The sequence below is a fragment of the Streptomyces acidicola genome (assembly GCF_009377235.1).
Lineage (GTDB): Bacteria > Actinomycetota > Actinomycetes > Streptomycetales > Streptomycetaceae > Streptomyces > Streptomyces acidicola.
This window is the reverse complement of the sequence record NZ_VMNX01000236.1, coordinates 1-14,708: the sequence shown is the minus strand read 5'-3', so window position 1 is coordinate 14,708 and position 14,708 is coordinate 1. Positions and strand designations below refer to the sequence as shown.

The 14,708-nt window shown below is 69.3% G+C and carries 15 protein-coding genes; 8 read left to right on the top strand and 7 right to left on the bottom strand.

The window, feature by feature from the left end; translation table 11 throughout:
• Window positions 1-467: 467 nt before the first annotated feature.
• Window positions 468-1,172 (bottom strand): histidine phosphatase family protein, encoded by a 705-nt coding sequence (locus FPZ41_RS37875; protein WP_407698870.1) that lies wholly within the window; start codon window positions 1,170-1,172, stop codon window positions 468-470.
• A 38-nt stretch (window positions 1,173-1,210) separates the two neighbouring features.
• Window positions 1,211-2,527: a glutamate-1-semialdehyde 2,1-aminomutase gene (gene hemL / locus FPZ41_RS37870; protein ID WP_152868263.1), complete on the bottom strand. Its 1,317-nt coding sequence runs from the start codon at window positions 2,525-2,527 to the stop codon at window positions 1,211-1,213.
• 714 nt (window positions 2,528-3,241) lie between these two features.
• On the opposite strand from hemL, the gene FPZ41_RS37860 reads away from it, so the two are divergent.
• Window positions 3,242-3,730, top strand: coding sequence for a hypothetical protein (locus tag FPZ41_RS37860; protein WP_152868258.1), 489 nt, complete (start codon window positions 3,242-3,244; stop codon window positions 3,728-3,730).
• 146 nt (window positions 3,731-3,876) lie between these two features.
• Here FPZ41_RS37860 and FPZ41_RS37855 read toward each other — a convergent pair whose 3' ends face one another.
• Together FPZ41_RS37855 and FPZ41_RS37850 are read right to left on the bottom strand one after the other, a co-directional pair.
• Window positions 3,877-4,236: a family 1 glycosylhydrolase gene (locus tag FPZ41_RS37855; protein ID WP_407698869.1), complete on the bottom strand. Its 360-nt coding sequence runs from the start codon at window positions 4,234-4,236 to the stop codon at window positions 3,877-3,879.
• Window positions 4,237-4,246: 10 nt separating this feature from the next.
• A complete protein-coding gene (locus FPZ41_RS37850) occupies window positions 4,247-5,596 on the bottom strand; it encodes a glycoside hydrolase family protein (protein WP_152868256.1) in 1,350 nt (449 codons plus the stop codon).
• A gap of 180 nt (window positions 5,597-5,776) precedes the next feature.
• Here FPZ41_RS37850 and FPZ41_RS37845 point away from each other — a divergent pair, with 180 nt between their 5' ends.
• From FPZ41_RS37845 to FPZ41_RS37825, 5 genes are all read left to right on the top strand, one after another.
• Complete coding sequence (locus FPZ41_RS37845) at window positions 5,777-6,796, top strand: LacI family DNA-binding transcriptional regulator (RefSeq protein ID WP_322621240.1); 1,020 nt, start codon at window positions 5,777-5,779, stop codon at window positions 6,794-6,796.
• 119 nt (window positions 6,797-6,915) lie between these two features.
• Window positions 6,916-8,259, top strand: coding sequence for an ABC transporter substrate-binding protein (locus FPZ41_RS37840; RefSeq protein ID WP_152868254.1), 1,344 nt, complete (start codon window positions 6,916-6,918; stop codon window positions 8,257-8,259).
• Window positions 8,260-8,458: 199 nt separating this feature from the next.
• Complete coding sequence (locus FPZ41_RS37835; protein ID WP_228023238.1) at window positions 8,459-9,328, top strand: carbohydrate ABC transporter permease; 870 nt, start codon at window positions 8,459-8,461, stop codon at window positions 9,326-9,328.
• A 5-nt stretch (window positions 9,329-9,333) separates the two neighbouring features.
• Window positions 9,334-10,194: a carbohydrate ABC transporter permease gene (locus tag FPZ41_RS37830; protein ID WP_152868252.1), complete on the top strand. Its 861-nt coding sequence runs from the start codon at window positions 9,334-9,336 to the stop codon at window positions 10,192-10,194.
• Between the two features lie 63 nt (window positions 10,195-10,257).
• Window positions 10,258-11,187 (top strand): phosphorothioated DNA-binding restriction endonuclease, encoded by a 930-nt coding sequence (locus FPZ41_RS37825; protein WP_152868250.1) that lies wholly within the window; start codon window positions 10,258-10,260, stop codon window positions 11,185-11,187.
• Window positions 11,188-11,280: 93 nt separating this feature from the next.
• On the opposite strand, the gene FPZ41_RS37820 is transcribed toward FPZ41_RS37825, so the two are convergent.
• The 3 genes from FPZ41_RS37820 to FPZ41_RS37810 are packed head-to-tail and all read right to left on the bottom strand — an operon-like array spanning window position 11,281 to window position 13,877.
• Window positions 11,281-11,916 carry a class I SAM-dependent methyltransferase gene (locus FPZ41_RS37820; protein WP_152868248.1) on the bottom strand — a complete coding sequence of 212 codons (636 nt, stop codon included), beginning with the start codon at window positions 11,914-11,916 and terminating at the stop codon, window positions 11,281-11,283.
• Entirely contained in the window at window positions 11,913-13,139 is a 1,227-nt protein-coding gene (locus FPZ41_RS37815) for a cytochrome P450 (protein WP_152868246.1), read from the bottom strand. Before FPZ41_RS37815 ends, FPZ41_RS37820 begins: the two co-directional genes overlap by 4 nt.
• Before the next feature lie 6 nt (window positions 13,140-13,145).
• Window positions 13,146-13,877, bottom strand: coding sequence for a tRNA-dependent cyclodipeptide synthase (locus FPZ41_RS37810; RefSeq protein WP_194236360.1), 732 nt, complete (start codon window positions 13,875-13,877; stop codon window positions 13,146-13,148).
• 209 nt (window positions 13,878-14,086) lie between these two features.
• Here FPZ41_RS37810 and FPZ41_RS37805 point away from each other — a divergent pair, with 209 nt between their 5' ends.
• Both FPZ41_RS37805 and FPZ41_RS49015 read left to right on the top strand, forming a co-directional pair.
• Entirely contained in the window at window positions 14,087-14,191 is a 105-nt protein-coding gene (locus FPZ41_RS37805) for an acetyltransferase (RefSeq protein ID WP_152868242.1), read from the top strand.
• A 132-nt stretch (window positions 14,192-14,323) separates the two neighbouring features.
• Window positions 14,324-14,708: DUF397 domain-containing protein (locus tag FPZ41_RS49015; RefSeq protein ID WP_322621239.1), on the top strand; the 385-nt coding region annotated here is incomplete at its 3' end.

The window sequence follows — 14,708 nt, the reverse complement described above, 5'->3', positions numbered from 1 at the left end:
GCCCCGAGCCCCGCACCTTGGAACCTCCGCCGTCGCCCGCCCCGCCCTGCAGAACGGACCCGCAACCAGCCAGCCCCAGCGCGGCGGTGGCGCCGGCGCCCGCGCCGAGCGCGATCATTCCCCTTCGGCTGATGTTGCGCATCACTTCCCCCTTCGCCGTGCCATGTCCTCCTCAGGTCAGGCGAAGGACACCGGTTTAGAGGCCACGACAAAGGCGGGGGTTCCACCGATCTAGCACGTATTTCAGTGACTTTGCGGAGATACGCTCAGATGACGGCATCAGTACGCTATGTGACGGAGCGTACGCCGGTGGGGCGCACGCAGGCACAGCGAAAAGCCGTACGTCTGCAGAGAGAGGCGTACGGCTTTGGAGAGGGACGTACGGCGCACGGGGTTCCGAGACAGCCGGTGCGGGGAACTGCGCGACCGGCCCCAGCAGACCCCGGACCCGCAGTTTCCCCACAGCATCAGGCGCCGAACGCTTTGTCCTTGCCCTTGACCGGCTTGGCCCCGGCGAGGAGATGCGCCGGCACCAGATCCCGCGCCGGCTCGGTGTAGCCCACGGACACGATCTTGTCGCCCTGGTACGTGAACGTGGTCAGTGACGCGAGCGTGCACTGCCGCTTGCGCGGGTCGTGCCACAGCCGCCGCCGCTCGACGTACGACCGCACGATCCAGATGGGCAGCTGGTGACTGACCAGCACGGCCTCGTGCCCCCGCGCCGCGTCCTTCGCCGCGTCGAGCGCTCCCATCATCCGGACGACCTGTTCGACGTACGGCTCGCCCCAGGAGGGCTTGAACGGGTTGACCAGGTGCTTCCAGTTCTCGGGCCGCTTCAGCGCGCCGTCGCCGACGCCGAAGGTCTTGCCCTGGAAGACGTTGTCGGCCTCGATGAGGCGGGCGTCGGTGGCGAGGTCCAGCCCGTGGGCCTTGGCGATCGGCGTCGCGGTCTCCTGCGCACGCTCCAGCGGGGAGGCGACGACATACGTGACGTCCCGCGAGGCGAGGTGGTCGGCGACCCGGTCGGCCATGCGCCGCCCGAGCTCGGAGAGGTGGTAGCCGGGCAGGCGCCCGTACAGGATCCCGTCGGGGTTGGCGACCTCGCCGTGCCGCATGACGTGAACGACGGTGATGTCTCCGCTGCTCGTACCGCTATCCATACCGCTGCCCATACCGTTGCCCATACCGTTGCCCGAACTGTTCACGCTGCTCATGCGGCGGCCTCCGCGGCGGCGCGGGCGGCGGCGGGCAGGGCGTCGGCGATGCGCTGGACGGCCCGCTCGTCGTGCGCGGTGGACACGAACCACGACTCGAACGACGACGGCGGCAGGTAGACGCCCTGCGACAGCATCGAGTGGAAGAAGGCGTTGAAGCGGAACACCTCCTGCGTCTTGGCGTCCTCGTAGTTCCGCACGGGCCGGTCGGTGAAGAAGACGGAGAACATATTGGAGGCCGTCTGCAACGTGTGCGTGACGCCCTCCTTGCTCAGTGCCTCGGTGACGAGCGTACGGACCTGCTCGGAGACGGCATTGACCTTGTCGTACGCGGCGTCGTCGAGCAACTGGAGCTGGGCGAGCCCGGCGGCGGTGGCGACCGGGTTCCCGGACAGCGTGCCGGCCTGGTAGACGGGCCCGGCGGGCGCGAGGTGCGCCATGACATCGGCACGCCCCCCGAAGGCGGCGGCCGGGAACCCGCCCCCCATGACCTTCCCGAAGGTCATGAGATCGGGCCGGACGCCGTCGATCCCGTACCACCCGCTGCGGCTGGTCCGGAACCCGGTCATGACCTCGTCGGAGATGTACAGCGCCCCGTGCTCCGCGCAGGCGTCCTTCAGCCCCTGGTTGAAGCCGGGCAGCGGCGGAACGACGCCCATGTTGCCGGGCGAGGCCTCCGTGATGACGCAGGCGATCTCGCCGGGGTGGGCCAGGAAGGCCTCCAGCACGGCGTCGAGATCGTTGTACGGGAGCACGATCGTGTCCCCGGCCTGGGCGCCGGTCACGCCGGGGGTGTCGGGCAGCGCGAAGGTGGCGAGCCCGGACCCGGCGGCGGCGAGCAGCGAGTCGACGTGACCGTGGTAACACCCGGCGAACTTGATCACCTTGCTGCGGCCGGTGAACCCGCGGGCGAGCCGGATGGCGGACATGGTGGCCTCGGTCCCGCTGGACACGAGCCGCACCTGGTCAAGCGGTTCGACGCGGGCGACCATCTCCTCGGCGAGCGCGACCTCGCCCTCGCCGGGCGTACCGAAGGAGGTGCCGCGGGAGACGGCCGCCTGGACGGCGGCGATGACCTCGGGACGGGAGTGCCCGAGAATCATGGGCCCCCACGAACACACAAGATCTACATACTCGCGACCATCGGCATCGGTCAGATAAGGACCGGTACCGGACACCATGAACCGGGGCGTACCGCCCACGGCGCGGAAGGCGCGCACGGGAGAGTTCACGCCGCCGGGCGTGACGACCGACGCACGCTCGAAGAGAGTCTGCGAAACTGGGGCTTCGTACGGATAGCTCACACAAGCCATGGTGTCAGAGGCCCCGAAGTTCCCGCGGACAGGTGTTTCAACGCACGTTTCGGCGCGCGGCCGCGGGGGAGGTCACAATGACACGATGATCGGGTTGCGCGGCGGGGACCACGCGTCCTAGAACAGCAGTCGGGTGGAGATATGCATCGCGGTGGCGGACTGGGCGAGGGGACCGATGACGTCGGTCCGCGGCGTGCCCGGCGGGGAAGGCACCGGCGCGAGGCGGAGGAATCGACCGAGACACGAGGCGAAGCACGGCAGGCACAGGGTGGACAGATTCCGCCGGTCCCTCCCGGACCGGCAGGCCCTCCCGGAAGCCCGGTGGGCCCGCACAGTTCCCACGACTCCTTCGAATCCCACGACTCCTTCGAATCCTTCAACTCCTTCGATTCCTTCGACTCTCCGGGCTCGACGGGCCATCAGGACTCCACGGGCACGGGTGATCGGCACGCCCCCAGGGCACCGCAGAACCCCGCGGCTCCACCGGAACCCCCGGGTTCGCCGGACCCCACGCTTCCACTGGGCCCTAAGGGGTCACACCAGGACGATTCCGTTTCGCAGCGCAGCGGCGCTGAGCGATTCGACCGGCCGGACCGTATGGACGGTAAGGACCGTATGGATCGGATGGATCACATGGATCGCATGGATCAGACCGGCAGGACCAACCGCACGCCCGGCACCCCCCGGACACCCCGGACATCCCGAGTGGACCGGATGGACCACGTGGCCGACCGGCTGCGGGCAGGGAGCAGGAATGGTGGCCGGGTGGGGGTGACGTACAAATACTTCGGCGCGCCCGACGGCGCGACGGCGGCCCGCGTCCCGATCTCGATGCGACCCGAGGAACTCGGCGGCGACGAGCTCGGCATGAACGGCATGTTCACCAAGATCAAGCCGGAGACGATGGCCGCGATGGTGCTGACCGGCATCGAGGGCGTGCCCCTGCACAGGGTGCCCCCGCTCGAACTGGTCGTCCTCCACCCCGACTACGCGGTCGTCAAGCTCCCCATGACCGTCGTCGATCCGCTGCGCGGCATCGGCGAGGAAGCGGTCGGCGCGGCCGCCTTCATCTGGTCGACGGTCCCGGACCGCGGCGGCCCACGCGACGCGTTCAACGTGTACCAACTGCTCCACGAGTGGCAGGACTTCAGCCACCGGCTGCATGAGGCGGGGCATCAGCCGTACTGCTTGGTGTGGCCCTGACCTCTGGGTTTCACTGGTGTCGGGCGGGGCTTTCGGGCCCCGCTCTCGTCATGTGCCGAAGGCGGCTGTCGGGCGGCCAGTGCTCAGTGCGGGCACATGTGCCTCGGCGGCGCCACCGAGGTGACCTCCGTGGCGCCGGCCTTGGATCAGTTCAGCGGTCGGCTCGCGGCAGGACCCTGGTGCGCCCGAGGTCCGCTTGGGAGAAGTGAGGAGGCAGGTTCGATACGGGCCCACTCGATGCTGAACCGGTAGTCGGTGAAGCCGAGTTCGGCGAGCAGGTCCATGTCCTCGCGCCGGCGGTGGTAGCTGTCGCAGGCGTCGCCGCTGGGTTCCGGGAGAGTGCTGTTCTCCTCGTGCTCCCGTTGCCACCAGTCGCTGTTGACGTTGTTGCCCTCGATCTGGTGGGCGGCGGTGGCGGTTCCCCGCAGGAAACCGTCGGGGAAGGGGAAACCGTCGGGGAAGGCGAGACCGTCAGGGAAGGCGAGACCTTCAGGAGTGGCATCCATGGCGGGCCTTTCAACTCGATGCCGGTCCCGGCCACACGGCCGAGGCGTCGTCGCGGCCGGGGGCGGGCAGGCGGACCGGGCGGACCGGGATCGTGCGGGGACGGCCTTCCGAAACCGCCGTCCACGGGGCGGGGTGCCCCGAGTAGCACAGGGTCGTCAGGACGAAGACGCCGTCGGCGTAGACCTCGACGTACTCGCCGACGGTGAGGAGGCGAAGGACCGAGGCGGGCTCGGTCAGGACGGTCTCGCCGAGTCGGCTGCCGTCGGGGCCGGTGATCCAGAGGTTCTTGCCGTCGCAGCCGACGACGAGGGCGGGCCGGTCGCTCCCGGGCGCGTCCGTGCGCAGGGTGATCTCGACACGACCGGAGACGGTGACGTCGCCGACCGCGTGCGGACCGGGCTGCTCGGTCTCCTCGCCCAGCCAGGTGTCCAGCCCGGGCCACCACTCCAGGTGAGGCGCCGAATCGTCCTGCACGACAAGGGACTTGGGCTGGGCGAGCATGCCACGGCAGCGTTCACCGGAGTCGGTGAGGCCGACGCGGCGGGGTGTGGTGTGCAGGACGACGCGGGAGCCGTCGGGAGCGGCGATGACGCGGGGGGCGTAGGAGCCGGTCGGGCCGAGGGGGCCGCGGCGGGTCCAGGGGCCGCGCAGACGGGGCGCGGTCCATGCCTCGAAGCCGCGGGTGGCCCCGATGGAGCCGAGCAGCAGCCAACTGCCGTCGTCGAGACGCTCCAGGACCGGGCACTCCAGTTCGTCGACGTCGCCCGGTGAGATGAGCGGCGGGTGCACGGTCCAGTGCTCCAGGTCGTCGGAGGTGGCCCAGGCGACGCAGCCGCTGACCTCGACCGGCAGGGAGGCGTCGGCGGCGCAGACGACCATGACCCAGCCGTCGGACCCGTCGTCGCGTACGACGAACGGGTCGCGCCAGCCCATGCGTTCGCCGGTGCGGTACCAGCGTGCGTCCGCCTCGACGATCGGTCCGGTGCCGTGGCGCCGCCAGCCGGTGCCGTCGGTGCGGTCGGAGTACGCCAGCCCGACCGACTGCAGCGGCCAGCCGCCCGGGGTGAGCCCGGAGACGCCCGTGTAGAACATCGCCATTCCGTCCGCGTGCCGGACGGGGTGCATGGTCCACACGGCCTGCTGGTCGAAGCGGCCGGGCAGGCCGTTGCCGAAGGCCGTGCCTTCGGGACGCCAGTCGACCAGGTCGGCTGAGGTGGCCCGGCCGTAGGAGGTCTCCATCCGCAGATGGTCGAACTCGGCCGTCCACGGGCCCTGTAGGTGCAGCACGGAGTAGGTGCCGTCGTCGTCGCGCAGCAGGGCGAAGTCGTTCACGCAGAGGCCGGGCGGGGCGTATCGCATGCACAGTTCCTGTCGGCTCGTAGCGCTCAAACGTGTGCGCTGACCCATGACCTCGAAGGTCTCACTTGAGAAGCGGCCCAAGTAAAACTGAACGCAAACGCTTGCGCAACAGCGAGGCCAGGTTTACGGTCACGTCACTCGCAGATCACAGCGACGTGAAACCGACGGGAGAGAAGCGCCGTGACGGTCAGCATCACCGATGTAGCCCGCGCCACCGGAGTCTCGGCATCCACCGTGTCCCGCGCGCTGCGCGGTCAGCCGGGCGTGTCCGACGAGGTCCGTGATCGGATCACGACCATCGCCGCACGACTCGGCTATACGGCGTCCCGCTCGGCGTCCAGCCTGGCCAGCGGACGCACCTTCACGATCGGGGTCGTGGTCCCGTACGTGGGCCGCTGGTTCTTCGGCACCGTGCTGGACGCCGCCGAGCGCGTGTTCAGTGCCGCCGGGTACGACGTCCTGCTGTACAACCTGGGCTCGCCCGAGACCCGCAAGCGTTTCTTCACCAAGATGCCGGTCCGCAAGCGGGTGGATGCCGTGCTGTCGCTCCTCATCCCCGACGAGGAGGAGTCCTTCGCGCTGCGCTCCCTGGGAGTCCCGTTGGCCACCACGGTCGGCGGCCCCCGCCCCGGCTTCACCGTGGTCGGCATCGACGACCATGCCGGCACGGAGAGCGCAGTGCGGCATCTCGTGAACCTCGGACACCGCCGAATCGGCATGATCAGCGGGTCCAGCGGGCTACAGCACTGGACCACGCCCGTCGAGCGCCGCCGGGCGTACCTCGACGTGCTGGCCGACGCCGGCATCGAGCACGACCCGGCCCTGGAAGCGGACGGCGACTACACCGTCGAGGGCGGTGAGCGGGCCATGATGGAACTGCTGGCCGTCTCCCGGCCGCCGACGGCCGTGTTCGCCCAGTCCGACGAGATGGCGATGGGCGCGCTGCGCGCCCTGCGGCGGCACCGGCTGAAAGTGCCGGACGACGTGTCCGTCGTCGGCTTCGACGACCACGAGCTCGCCGACGTGATCGGACTGACCACCGTCGCCCAGCCCGTCGCCGGTCAGGGCGCCGAAGCCGCCCGGCTGCTGCTGCGGCAGCTCGACGAGCCGGAGGCCGAGCCGCCGAGGCATGTGCAGATGCCCATCCGTCTCGTCCTCCGCGAGACGACCGCCCCGCCGTACCCGCGCGGGCCCCAGTAACTCCTGTCCCCTCTACGGACGTTGACCCCTCTACGGCCGACGGCCCTGAAGGCCCCGCTCCCCACGCCGGAAAGCACCGACGCACTTCGAACCCTCGCACCGCACGGAGGCCACGCATCATGAGCTCGACCAACAGAAGGTACCGCCGCACGGCCTGTACGGGCCTGGCCCTCGCCCTGCCGCTGGCCGCCCTGGCCGCCTGTGGCGGCGGCAGCGGCGGTGACGCCTCCGCCGCGGCGGGCAGCGGCAAGGGCACCATCAGTGTCTGGGCCCACCAGGGCCAGAAGAGCGAGGACACGGCCCTGCAGAACGCCGTGAAGTCCTTCAACTCCTCCCAGGACAAGATCAAGGTCGAGCTGAAGCTGATACCCGGCAACGACTACACCAAGACCATCACCGCCACCGACGCCGCCGAGCTGCCGGACGTGATGGAGTTCGACGGACCGACCATGGCGAACTTCGTCTACACCAAGAAGCTCGCCTCCATCGACGACTACGTCTCGGCCAGGACCATGGCCAACGCCACCGACGCGAGCAAGGCGCAGGGCGAGATCGACGGCAAGCACTACGGCCTGGGCATGTACGACTCCGGGCTCGGTATCTACGGCAACAAGAAGCTGCTCGACGCCGCCGGGGCGAAGTACCCGACGAGCCTGTCCGACGACTGGACGGCCCAGGAGTTCACGGACGCGCTCAAGGCGCTCAAGGCCAAGGACTCCGACGGCAAGGTCCTCGACCTCCAGGAGACCGGCGGCTACGCCAACGAGTGGGGCACCTACGGCTTCGCCCCGGTCGTCTGGTCGGCCGGCGGTTCCCTGCTGAAGGACGGCAAGGCGGAGGGCGCCCTCGACACTCCGGCCGTGGTCTCGGCGATGAAGACCTTCCAGTCCTGGAAGACGTATGTCGACCCCAACACGGACGGCAATGCCTTCGCCAAGGGCCGGGTGGCGCTGAGCTGGGTCGGCCACTGGATGTACCCCGCCTACAGCGAGGCACTCGGCAGCGACCTGGTCGTGCTGCCGCTGCCCGACTTCGGCAACGGTCCCAAGACCGGCCAGGGTTCCTGGGCCTGGGGCATCGGGGCGGGCTCCAAGAACGGCAAGGCGGCCGGCACCTTCCTCGACTACCTCCTGAACGACACCAACGTCACGGCGATGACGACGGCGAACGGCGCCCCGCCCGCCACGAAGAGCGCGCTGGCCAAGAGCGAGCTGTACCAGCAGGGCGGTCCCCTCCAGCTCTTCGCCGACCAGCTCGCGGGGCCCTGCGGCGACAGCGACATCACCAGGTCCTGCGTCGCCGTGACCCGTCCGGTCACCGCCGGATACCCGACGATCACCGCCAAGTTCAGCGACGCCCTGAACTCGATCTACGGCGGCGCCGACCCCAGGAGCGCCCTGGAGAAGGCCGCCCGCGCCATCGACCAGGACTTCTCCGACAACGCCGGCTACCAGATCCAGTAGGACGCGTCGGCCGGGGCGGGCTCGCACACGACGGCGCGCCCCGGCCGGGAACAGGACCCCCGTGAAGACCATGGAACCCGGGCACACCGCGCCCCCAGGCAGAGAAGAAGGCCCGCCTGTGACCTCTGCGCAGTCCGCGCGGCCGAAGCGGCCGAAGCGTTCAGGGCCCAGGAGACGCGACTGGTTGCACGGACTGCTCATGTCCACGCCCGCCGTCGCCGGGATCGTCGCCTTCGTCGGCGTCCCGTTCGGCTACGCCGTCGTCCTCTCCTTCTACAACGTGCGCCTCGGCTCCCCCTTGGCGCCCACGTTCTTCGGCCTGGAGCAGTACCGGCGGCTGTTCACCGACCCTGATCTGTCCGGCCCGTTCCTGCGGGCCCTGCTGAACAACCTGACCTTCGCCGTGGTCGTCGTACCGCTCCAGACGGGCCTGGCGCTCGCCCTCGCGATCCTCCTCAACCGCAAGCTGAAGGCGATCGGCCTGTTCCGGTCCCTGTTCTTCATGCCGGTCGTCTTCCCCATGACGCTGGTCGCCGTCATCTGGCGGCTCATCCTCGCCCGCAGCGACCAGGGCCTGCTCAACTCCGCACTGCACGCGGTGAGTTTCGGAAACTGGGGCGCCTTCGACTGGCTCGGCGACGCCGCCACCGCCATGGCCTCGATCATCGTGCTGTCCGTCTGGCAGGGCGTCGGCTTCCAGATGGTCATCCTGCTCGCCGGCCTCCAGCAGATCCCCGGCGAGCTCTACGAGGCCGCCGAACTCGACCGCGCCTCCCGCCGGCAGCAGTTCCGGCACGTCACCCTGCCCGGCATCCGCGGCACACTCGTGTTCGTCGCCATGCTCACCTCGGTGCTGTCCTTCCGCGTCTTCGACCAGGTCTACGTCCTCATCCATGGAGGCGGCCTCGACGAGGACGCCACCCGCACGGTCATGTACCAGGCCGTCACCACCGCCTTCGACCAGAACAACATCGGCCAGGCGTCCGCGATCACCGTCGTCTTCTTCCTGATCGTCGTCGTCCTGACCCTCGTCCAGCGCCGCGTCGTCCGGCCCGACAACGAGGACTGACAACCATGGCCACGACCCTCGCGCCGCACCGCCGTCTGCGCCGTCTGCGCCGCCTCGCCGACTACACCGTCCTCAGCATCCTGGCGTTCGTCTTCGTCCTGCCCGTCCTGTACCTGCTCCTGGGCAGCCTCAAGCCCTCCGACCAGGTACTGAGCGGCCTGACCGGATTCCTGCCCACCCACCTGTCCTTCGACAACTACGCGCAGGTCCTCGACGCCCTGAACTCCGACAGCACCGGCTACTTCTGGCGCTTCATGGGTGTCTCGCTGCTCGTGGCATTCGTGGTCGTGACCGGCGGCCTCTTCGTCAACTCGATGGCGGCGTACGGCATGTCACGGCTGAAGTGGCGCGGCCGGGAGGCCGTCTTCACACTCGTCCTGCTGCTGATGCTGGTGCCGTTCGAGTCGGTGGCCGTACCGCTCTTCTACATGTTCAACGACCAGCGCAACACCCTCTACATCCAGGCGGTCCCCTTCATCGCCAACGCCTTCTCCATCTACCAGTTCCACACGTTCTTCCGGAAGATCCCGCCCAGCATCGAAGAGGCGGCCCGGCTGGACGGCGCGGGCCCCTGGCGCACCTTCTTCGCGATCATCGTCCCGATGTCGAAACCGGTGTTCGCCTCGGTCGCGATCCTCACCTTCCTCACGCAGTGGGGCTCGTTCCTGTGGCCGGTCCTGATGGTCTCCGACCCGTCCGTCCGCCCCCTCCCCCTGGAGATGAGCGTCTTCCAGGGCCAACAGCCCCCGGACTGGGGGCAGATCCTCGCCTTCGGGGTCCTCCTCGTCCTGCCCGTCCTGGTCGTCTTCGCCTTCTTCCAGCGCTGGTTCGTCCAGGGAGTCGCCAGCTCCGCGGTCAAGGGATGAGACCGAGAGTCTTTTCAGCAGGTCAGCACACATACGGCCAGAACGTCAGTACCATCACCGCCCATGGACTGGCTGGAGCGCACCGCGAAGCTGAGGCAGTGGAGCAGGAGCGGAACGCGTGCTCCGCACAAGCCGCTACTGCTCCTCTACGCCCTCGGCCGGTTCCAGGAGGATGCCGACGGCGCGTTGCGGTACAGCGCGGTGGAGCAGGACCTGCAGCGGCTGCTCGCCGAGTACGGGCCGCCCAACAGGACGACGCCCGCCTACCCGTTCCATCACCTGGTGAGCGACGGAGTGTGGGAGGTACGCACCGACCGCGGGCCCGGCAGCCCCGGAAGCGGAGTGCGGGATCTTCGGGAGACGGGGGCCACCGGGCGGCTCTCCCAGGACCTGAGAGCGGCTCTGCGACGCGAACCGGCGCTGCTCGGCAGGATCGCGCGGCTGCTGCTCGATCTGCACTTCCCGCCCTCCCTCCACAGTGAGCTGTGCGAAGCCGCCGGCCTGGAACTGGAGCCGGCGGAGACCGAGGGGCTCTCGACGACGCGCAGGCAGCGGGACCGAGGGATGCGGGAACGGGTACTGACCGCTTACGAGTACCGGTGCGCCTTCTGCGGTTACGACGGCAGGATCGGCGTCGTACCGGTCGGGCTGGAGGCCGCCCATGTGCGCTGGTGGGCGTTCGGCGGCCCCGACGACGTCGAGAACGGGCTCTGTCTGTGCTCGCTGCACCACAAGCTCTTCGACAAGGGCGTCCTCGGTGTCGGATGGGGGTCCCCCCGCTCGAGCGAAGCCGAGAGTGGGGGAGGTCACCGCATCCTGGTCTCGCAACGCTTCATCGGCCACAGCCCCGCCGCCCGTGAGCACGTGACAGCCCTCGCGGGCCGTCCGCTCGTCGGCCCGCAGCCGGGCACGCGCCCCGTCGCGGCCGCCCACCGCGACTGGCACACCAGTCAGGTCTTCCACGGCGAGCCACGCCCTGCTACGGCTGCCTGACCTCCGGAGCCCTGAAGGACCTCCGTTCCCGTTCCGTCGCCGCCGTCTCGGCCCGGCCATGCCCCGGCCAGGACGACTTCGTATCAGACACGCCTAGGCCGGGGTTCTCGCCCAAAGAAACAGACTTCTCCCAGGTGAGTCCTGGCCGTCCGGCGCGGGCTCGATGTGGGCCTCCACGCGCTCGACCTCCAGGTCGGCCGACTGGGCGTAACGGTGGACGTCCTCGCGCAGGCAGCGCACGGGACGGTAGGTCAGGTCGAGGAACGGCACCTCTTCGATGCCCTGGAACTCCGGCACCGCGACCAGCACGGTTCCGCCCGGCACGGTGCGGGCGGCGAGTCGCCGCAGCCCTTCGACGAAGTGGGGTTCGGGCAGGTTGACGAGGCAGAACAGGCACACGACGGCGTCGTACACGCCCAGGTCGGCGGTGTCGCAGAAGATGTCGGCCAGGACAAGGCGCGCCTGGGGCACCTGACGTCGGGCGTGGTCCAGCATGACCTCGGAGACGTCGATGCCTGTGACGTCCAGTCCCCTCGCGCACAGTTGCTCCGTGGTGGGGCGGCCGGTCGCGCAGCCCACGTCCAGGACGCGGGAGCCGGGGGCGAGGCGGCAGGACAGCTCCTCAACAGCATCGATCTGGGCCTGTTTCCGGCCGGCGAAGGCGTGCTCGTAGTCCATGCCGAGGCTGTCGAAGAGGCGCGCCATGTCGGCGCCCTCCGGTGAGATCACCACAGGACCGGAAGCCTCTCCGGGACCCGCTTGATGTTGCCCGTGCGCCAGACCAACTGGTCGACGGGCTGCGCGAGACGCAGCTGCGGGAGGCGTTGGACAAGAACGGTGAGGGCTTCGGCGGCGTGGACGCGGGAGATCGCGGAAGCGGGGCAGAAGTGGCGGCCCGCCCCGAACGACAGGTGCGTGTTGGGCGAGCGGTCGAGGTCGAACCGCTCGGGATCCGGAAACTGTTCAGGGTCGAAGTTCGCGCCCTCCACGCAGACCAGCACCAGTTCTCCGGCCCGCACCAGGACATCGCCGACCTGGACGTCGGCCCGGGCGATCCGGGGCAGTCCGTCGCCGATCGACAGGGTGCACCGCATCAGCTCCTCCACCACGCGCGGCATCGCCTCGGGCCGCTTGCGCAGGTGGTCGATCGCCTCCGGGTGCCGGATCAGGGTCAGCACGGCGTGCAGCAGGAACACATAGGTGCTCATGGCGCCGGCACCGAAGAGTGACGTGACCGTGGCGGCGATCATCTCGTCGGTCAGGTCACCGCCGTCGCGCTCCGGATCGTCGCGCAGTTCGCACAGCCGCCGGATCAGGCCCCGCTGGGCCTCACGGTCAGCGCGCACGTGCCGGAGGACGAAGGCGTAGTCCTTGTCCCAGTTGGCGGTGCAGCCGTCGTACACGACGGGGCTGGTGACGAAACCGAGGTCCAGGCCGGACATGAGCCGCAGCCCCTCCTCGTACGGCAGGCCGAGCACCTCGCAGAGCAGAGCAGCGGAGTACGGCTCGGCGAACCGCTGCCGCAGATCGACCGGCGACCCCTCCTCGACCAAGGCGTCGACCAGTTCGTGTGCCCGGTCCGCCATCCACTCCGCGGACGCCGGACCGGAGCGGGGGCCGAAGGCGCGCAGCACCTCCTGGTGGAGTCCTGCACTGTTGATGTTGCCCATGGTGTTGACGACTTCGGGGGGAATCGTCAGGGCGTACTGACGCGGTACATCCGCAGCCGCCGTGTCGCGCAGGCTGAAGCGTTCGTCCTCCAGGACCTGCCGGGCCAGTGCGTAGTTGGTGACCAGCCAGGCGTCGTCGCCCGTGAGGGTCCGGATCCGCGCGACAGGACTCTCCTCGCGCAGCCGCGCGCACTCGGCGGGCACCACGTCCCCGCGCCGCGACAGCGGCCACTCGACATCGGCGTAAGGGGGCACGGAGGTTTCGGTGGTGATGGATGCCATGGCTGATCAGCTCTCTTCTACGGTGTTCTGGTCGCGGCACTCGACGATGGCGTAGCCCTGGTTGTGGGCCGGGCGCAGCCCCGTCCGGCGTTCGTCGAACAGCAGGCGGCCGAGCGCGAGGACGGTGTGATAGCAGTGGACGGACGAGGCGACACCCAGGATCCGTGGGGTGTCGACGAAGAACGGCAACTCGGCGTCCACGTACGCGAGTGCCGCCTGCACCTGAGAGGGGGTGGGCAGGCCGTTCGGTTTCAGCCGCTTGGCGAGGAACTGGTACGCCATGGCGTCGCGGACCGACCGCAACTCCAGGTCGGTCCGCAGTGCGGTCCGTGTCCGCGCCCGCACCTCGTGGTAGCCGGGCTGGTCGAGGAAGGCGGACAGCGGCCGCGCCCGTACGCGCTCCGCCGCCGCGCCGATGTCCTCAAGGGCGCCGTCGATGCGCCGCCGTACGCCGCGCAGTTGCTTGGCCACGCTCCTGCGCGCGGCCTGGGGCTCATAGCCGAGGGCTTCGAGTATCGCCTCCAGAGCGACGTCCGCGTGCACCACGTCCACGACAGCGAATTGCTCCAGCGCCCATGCCATGGCATCGGCCAGATGGCGGCGGCTGAAGTAGCTGTTGCCTGTGCTCACTCCGAACAGCGCGTGATCCCCACGCCGAAGGAGCCCTTCGCTACTCGCCCCGAAGGGTAAGACCCTGACCTCCTGATCGGTCAGGGACTGCGACTCGCTGATGGCCATCCTCACTCCTCGCATACATATGCACACATGCGCATCACATTCCCACGCAGAGTGATATGAATGCCGCTAGCGCCTCGAAAGCGTGACATTCGGTAGCCACAGGCGGCGTCGTGCGCCCAACCGCGCCCCCATACGCCCCGGGCGAGCCGACGGTGTCCAACCGATCCGGCCGTCCTGCTGGTCGACGTCGCGCACCCGAGGGTGAGGAGATGTACGAGTCGTGGGGGTACGCCAAGGTCGGCGAACGCCAGCCCTTCGCCGACTCACCGCTGTCCGCCGTCATGGCCAAGGCGCTTCGAGCATGCGCACAGTAACCGGAGGGGGGAGGCAGGCGTCCTGATACGCCAGGCCGCCTGGCACTACATCGCCGCCGCAACTGGTCAGTACAGAGCACGCCCAGTCAACGGCATGGTCCAGGATGCGGCCGAGCGCCGTCGCCTTCTCATGTGTCCGCCCGTGACAGCAAGGCTCCCAACGGTCCGGCATCGACCTTCGCGGCAGCTTCGTGGGCCGCGTTCATAGTCGAGTTGACAGTCCGTCACCGCATGCGAGTCGACCGGTCGGTCACCTCCACGGACATGATGTCCGGGGCGGGGCCGGCAAGTGGGCGCCGAGTCCCACGGGCCTCCACAACGACCTGGTGTTTCGATGCCCCCGCTCGGACTCAGCGGACAGTTGTCACCACCGAGCCGTACACCACGAGCGGGGACACGGCCCGGCCGGGCCCCGGCCCGGTGCGGACTTCCGGCCTCTCCGGGCCCTCGCACGCGAGGGTCCGGTGGTCCACGGCCCTCCCCCCAAGAACCTGGAGGAAAGAACCAACCACCCACC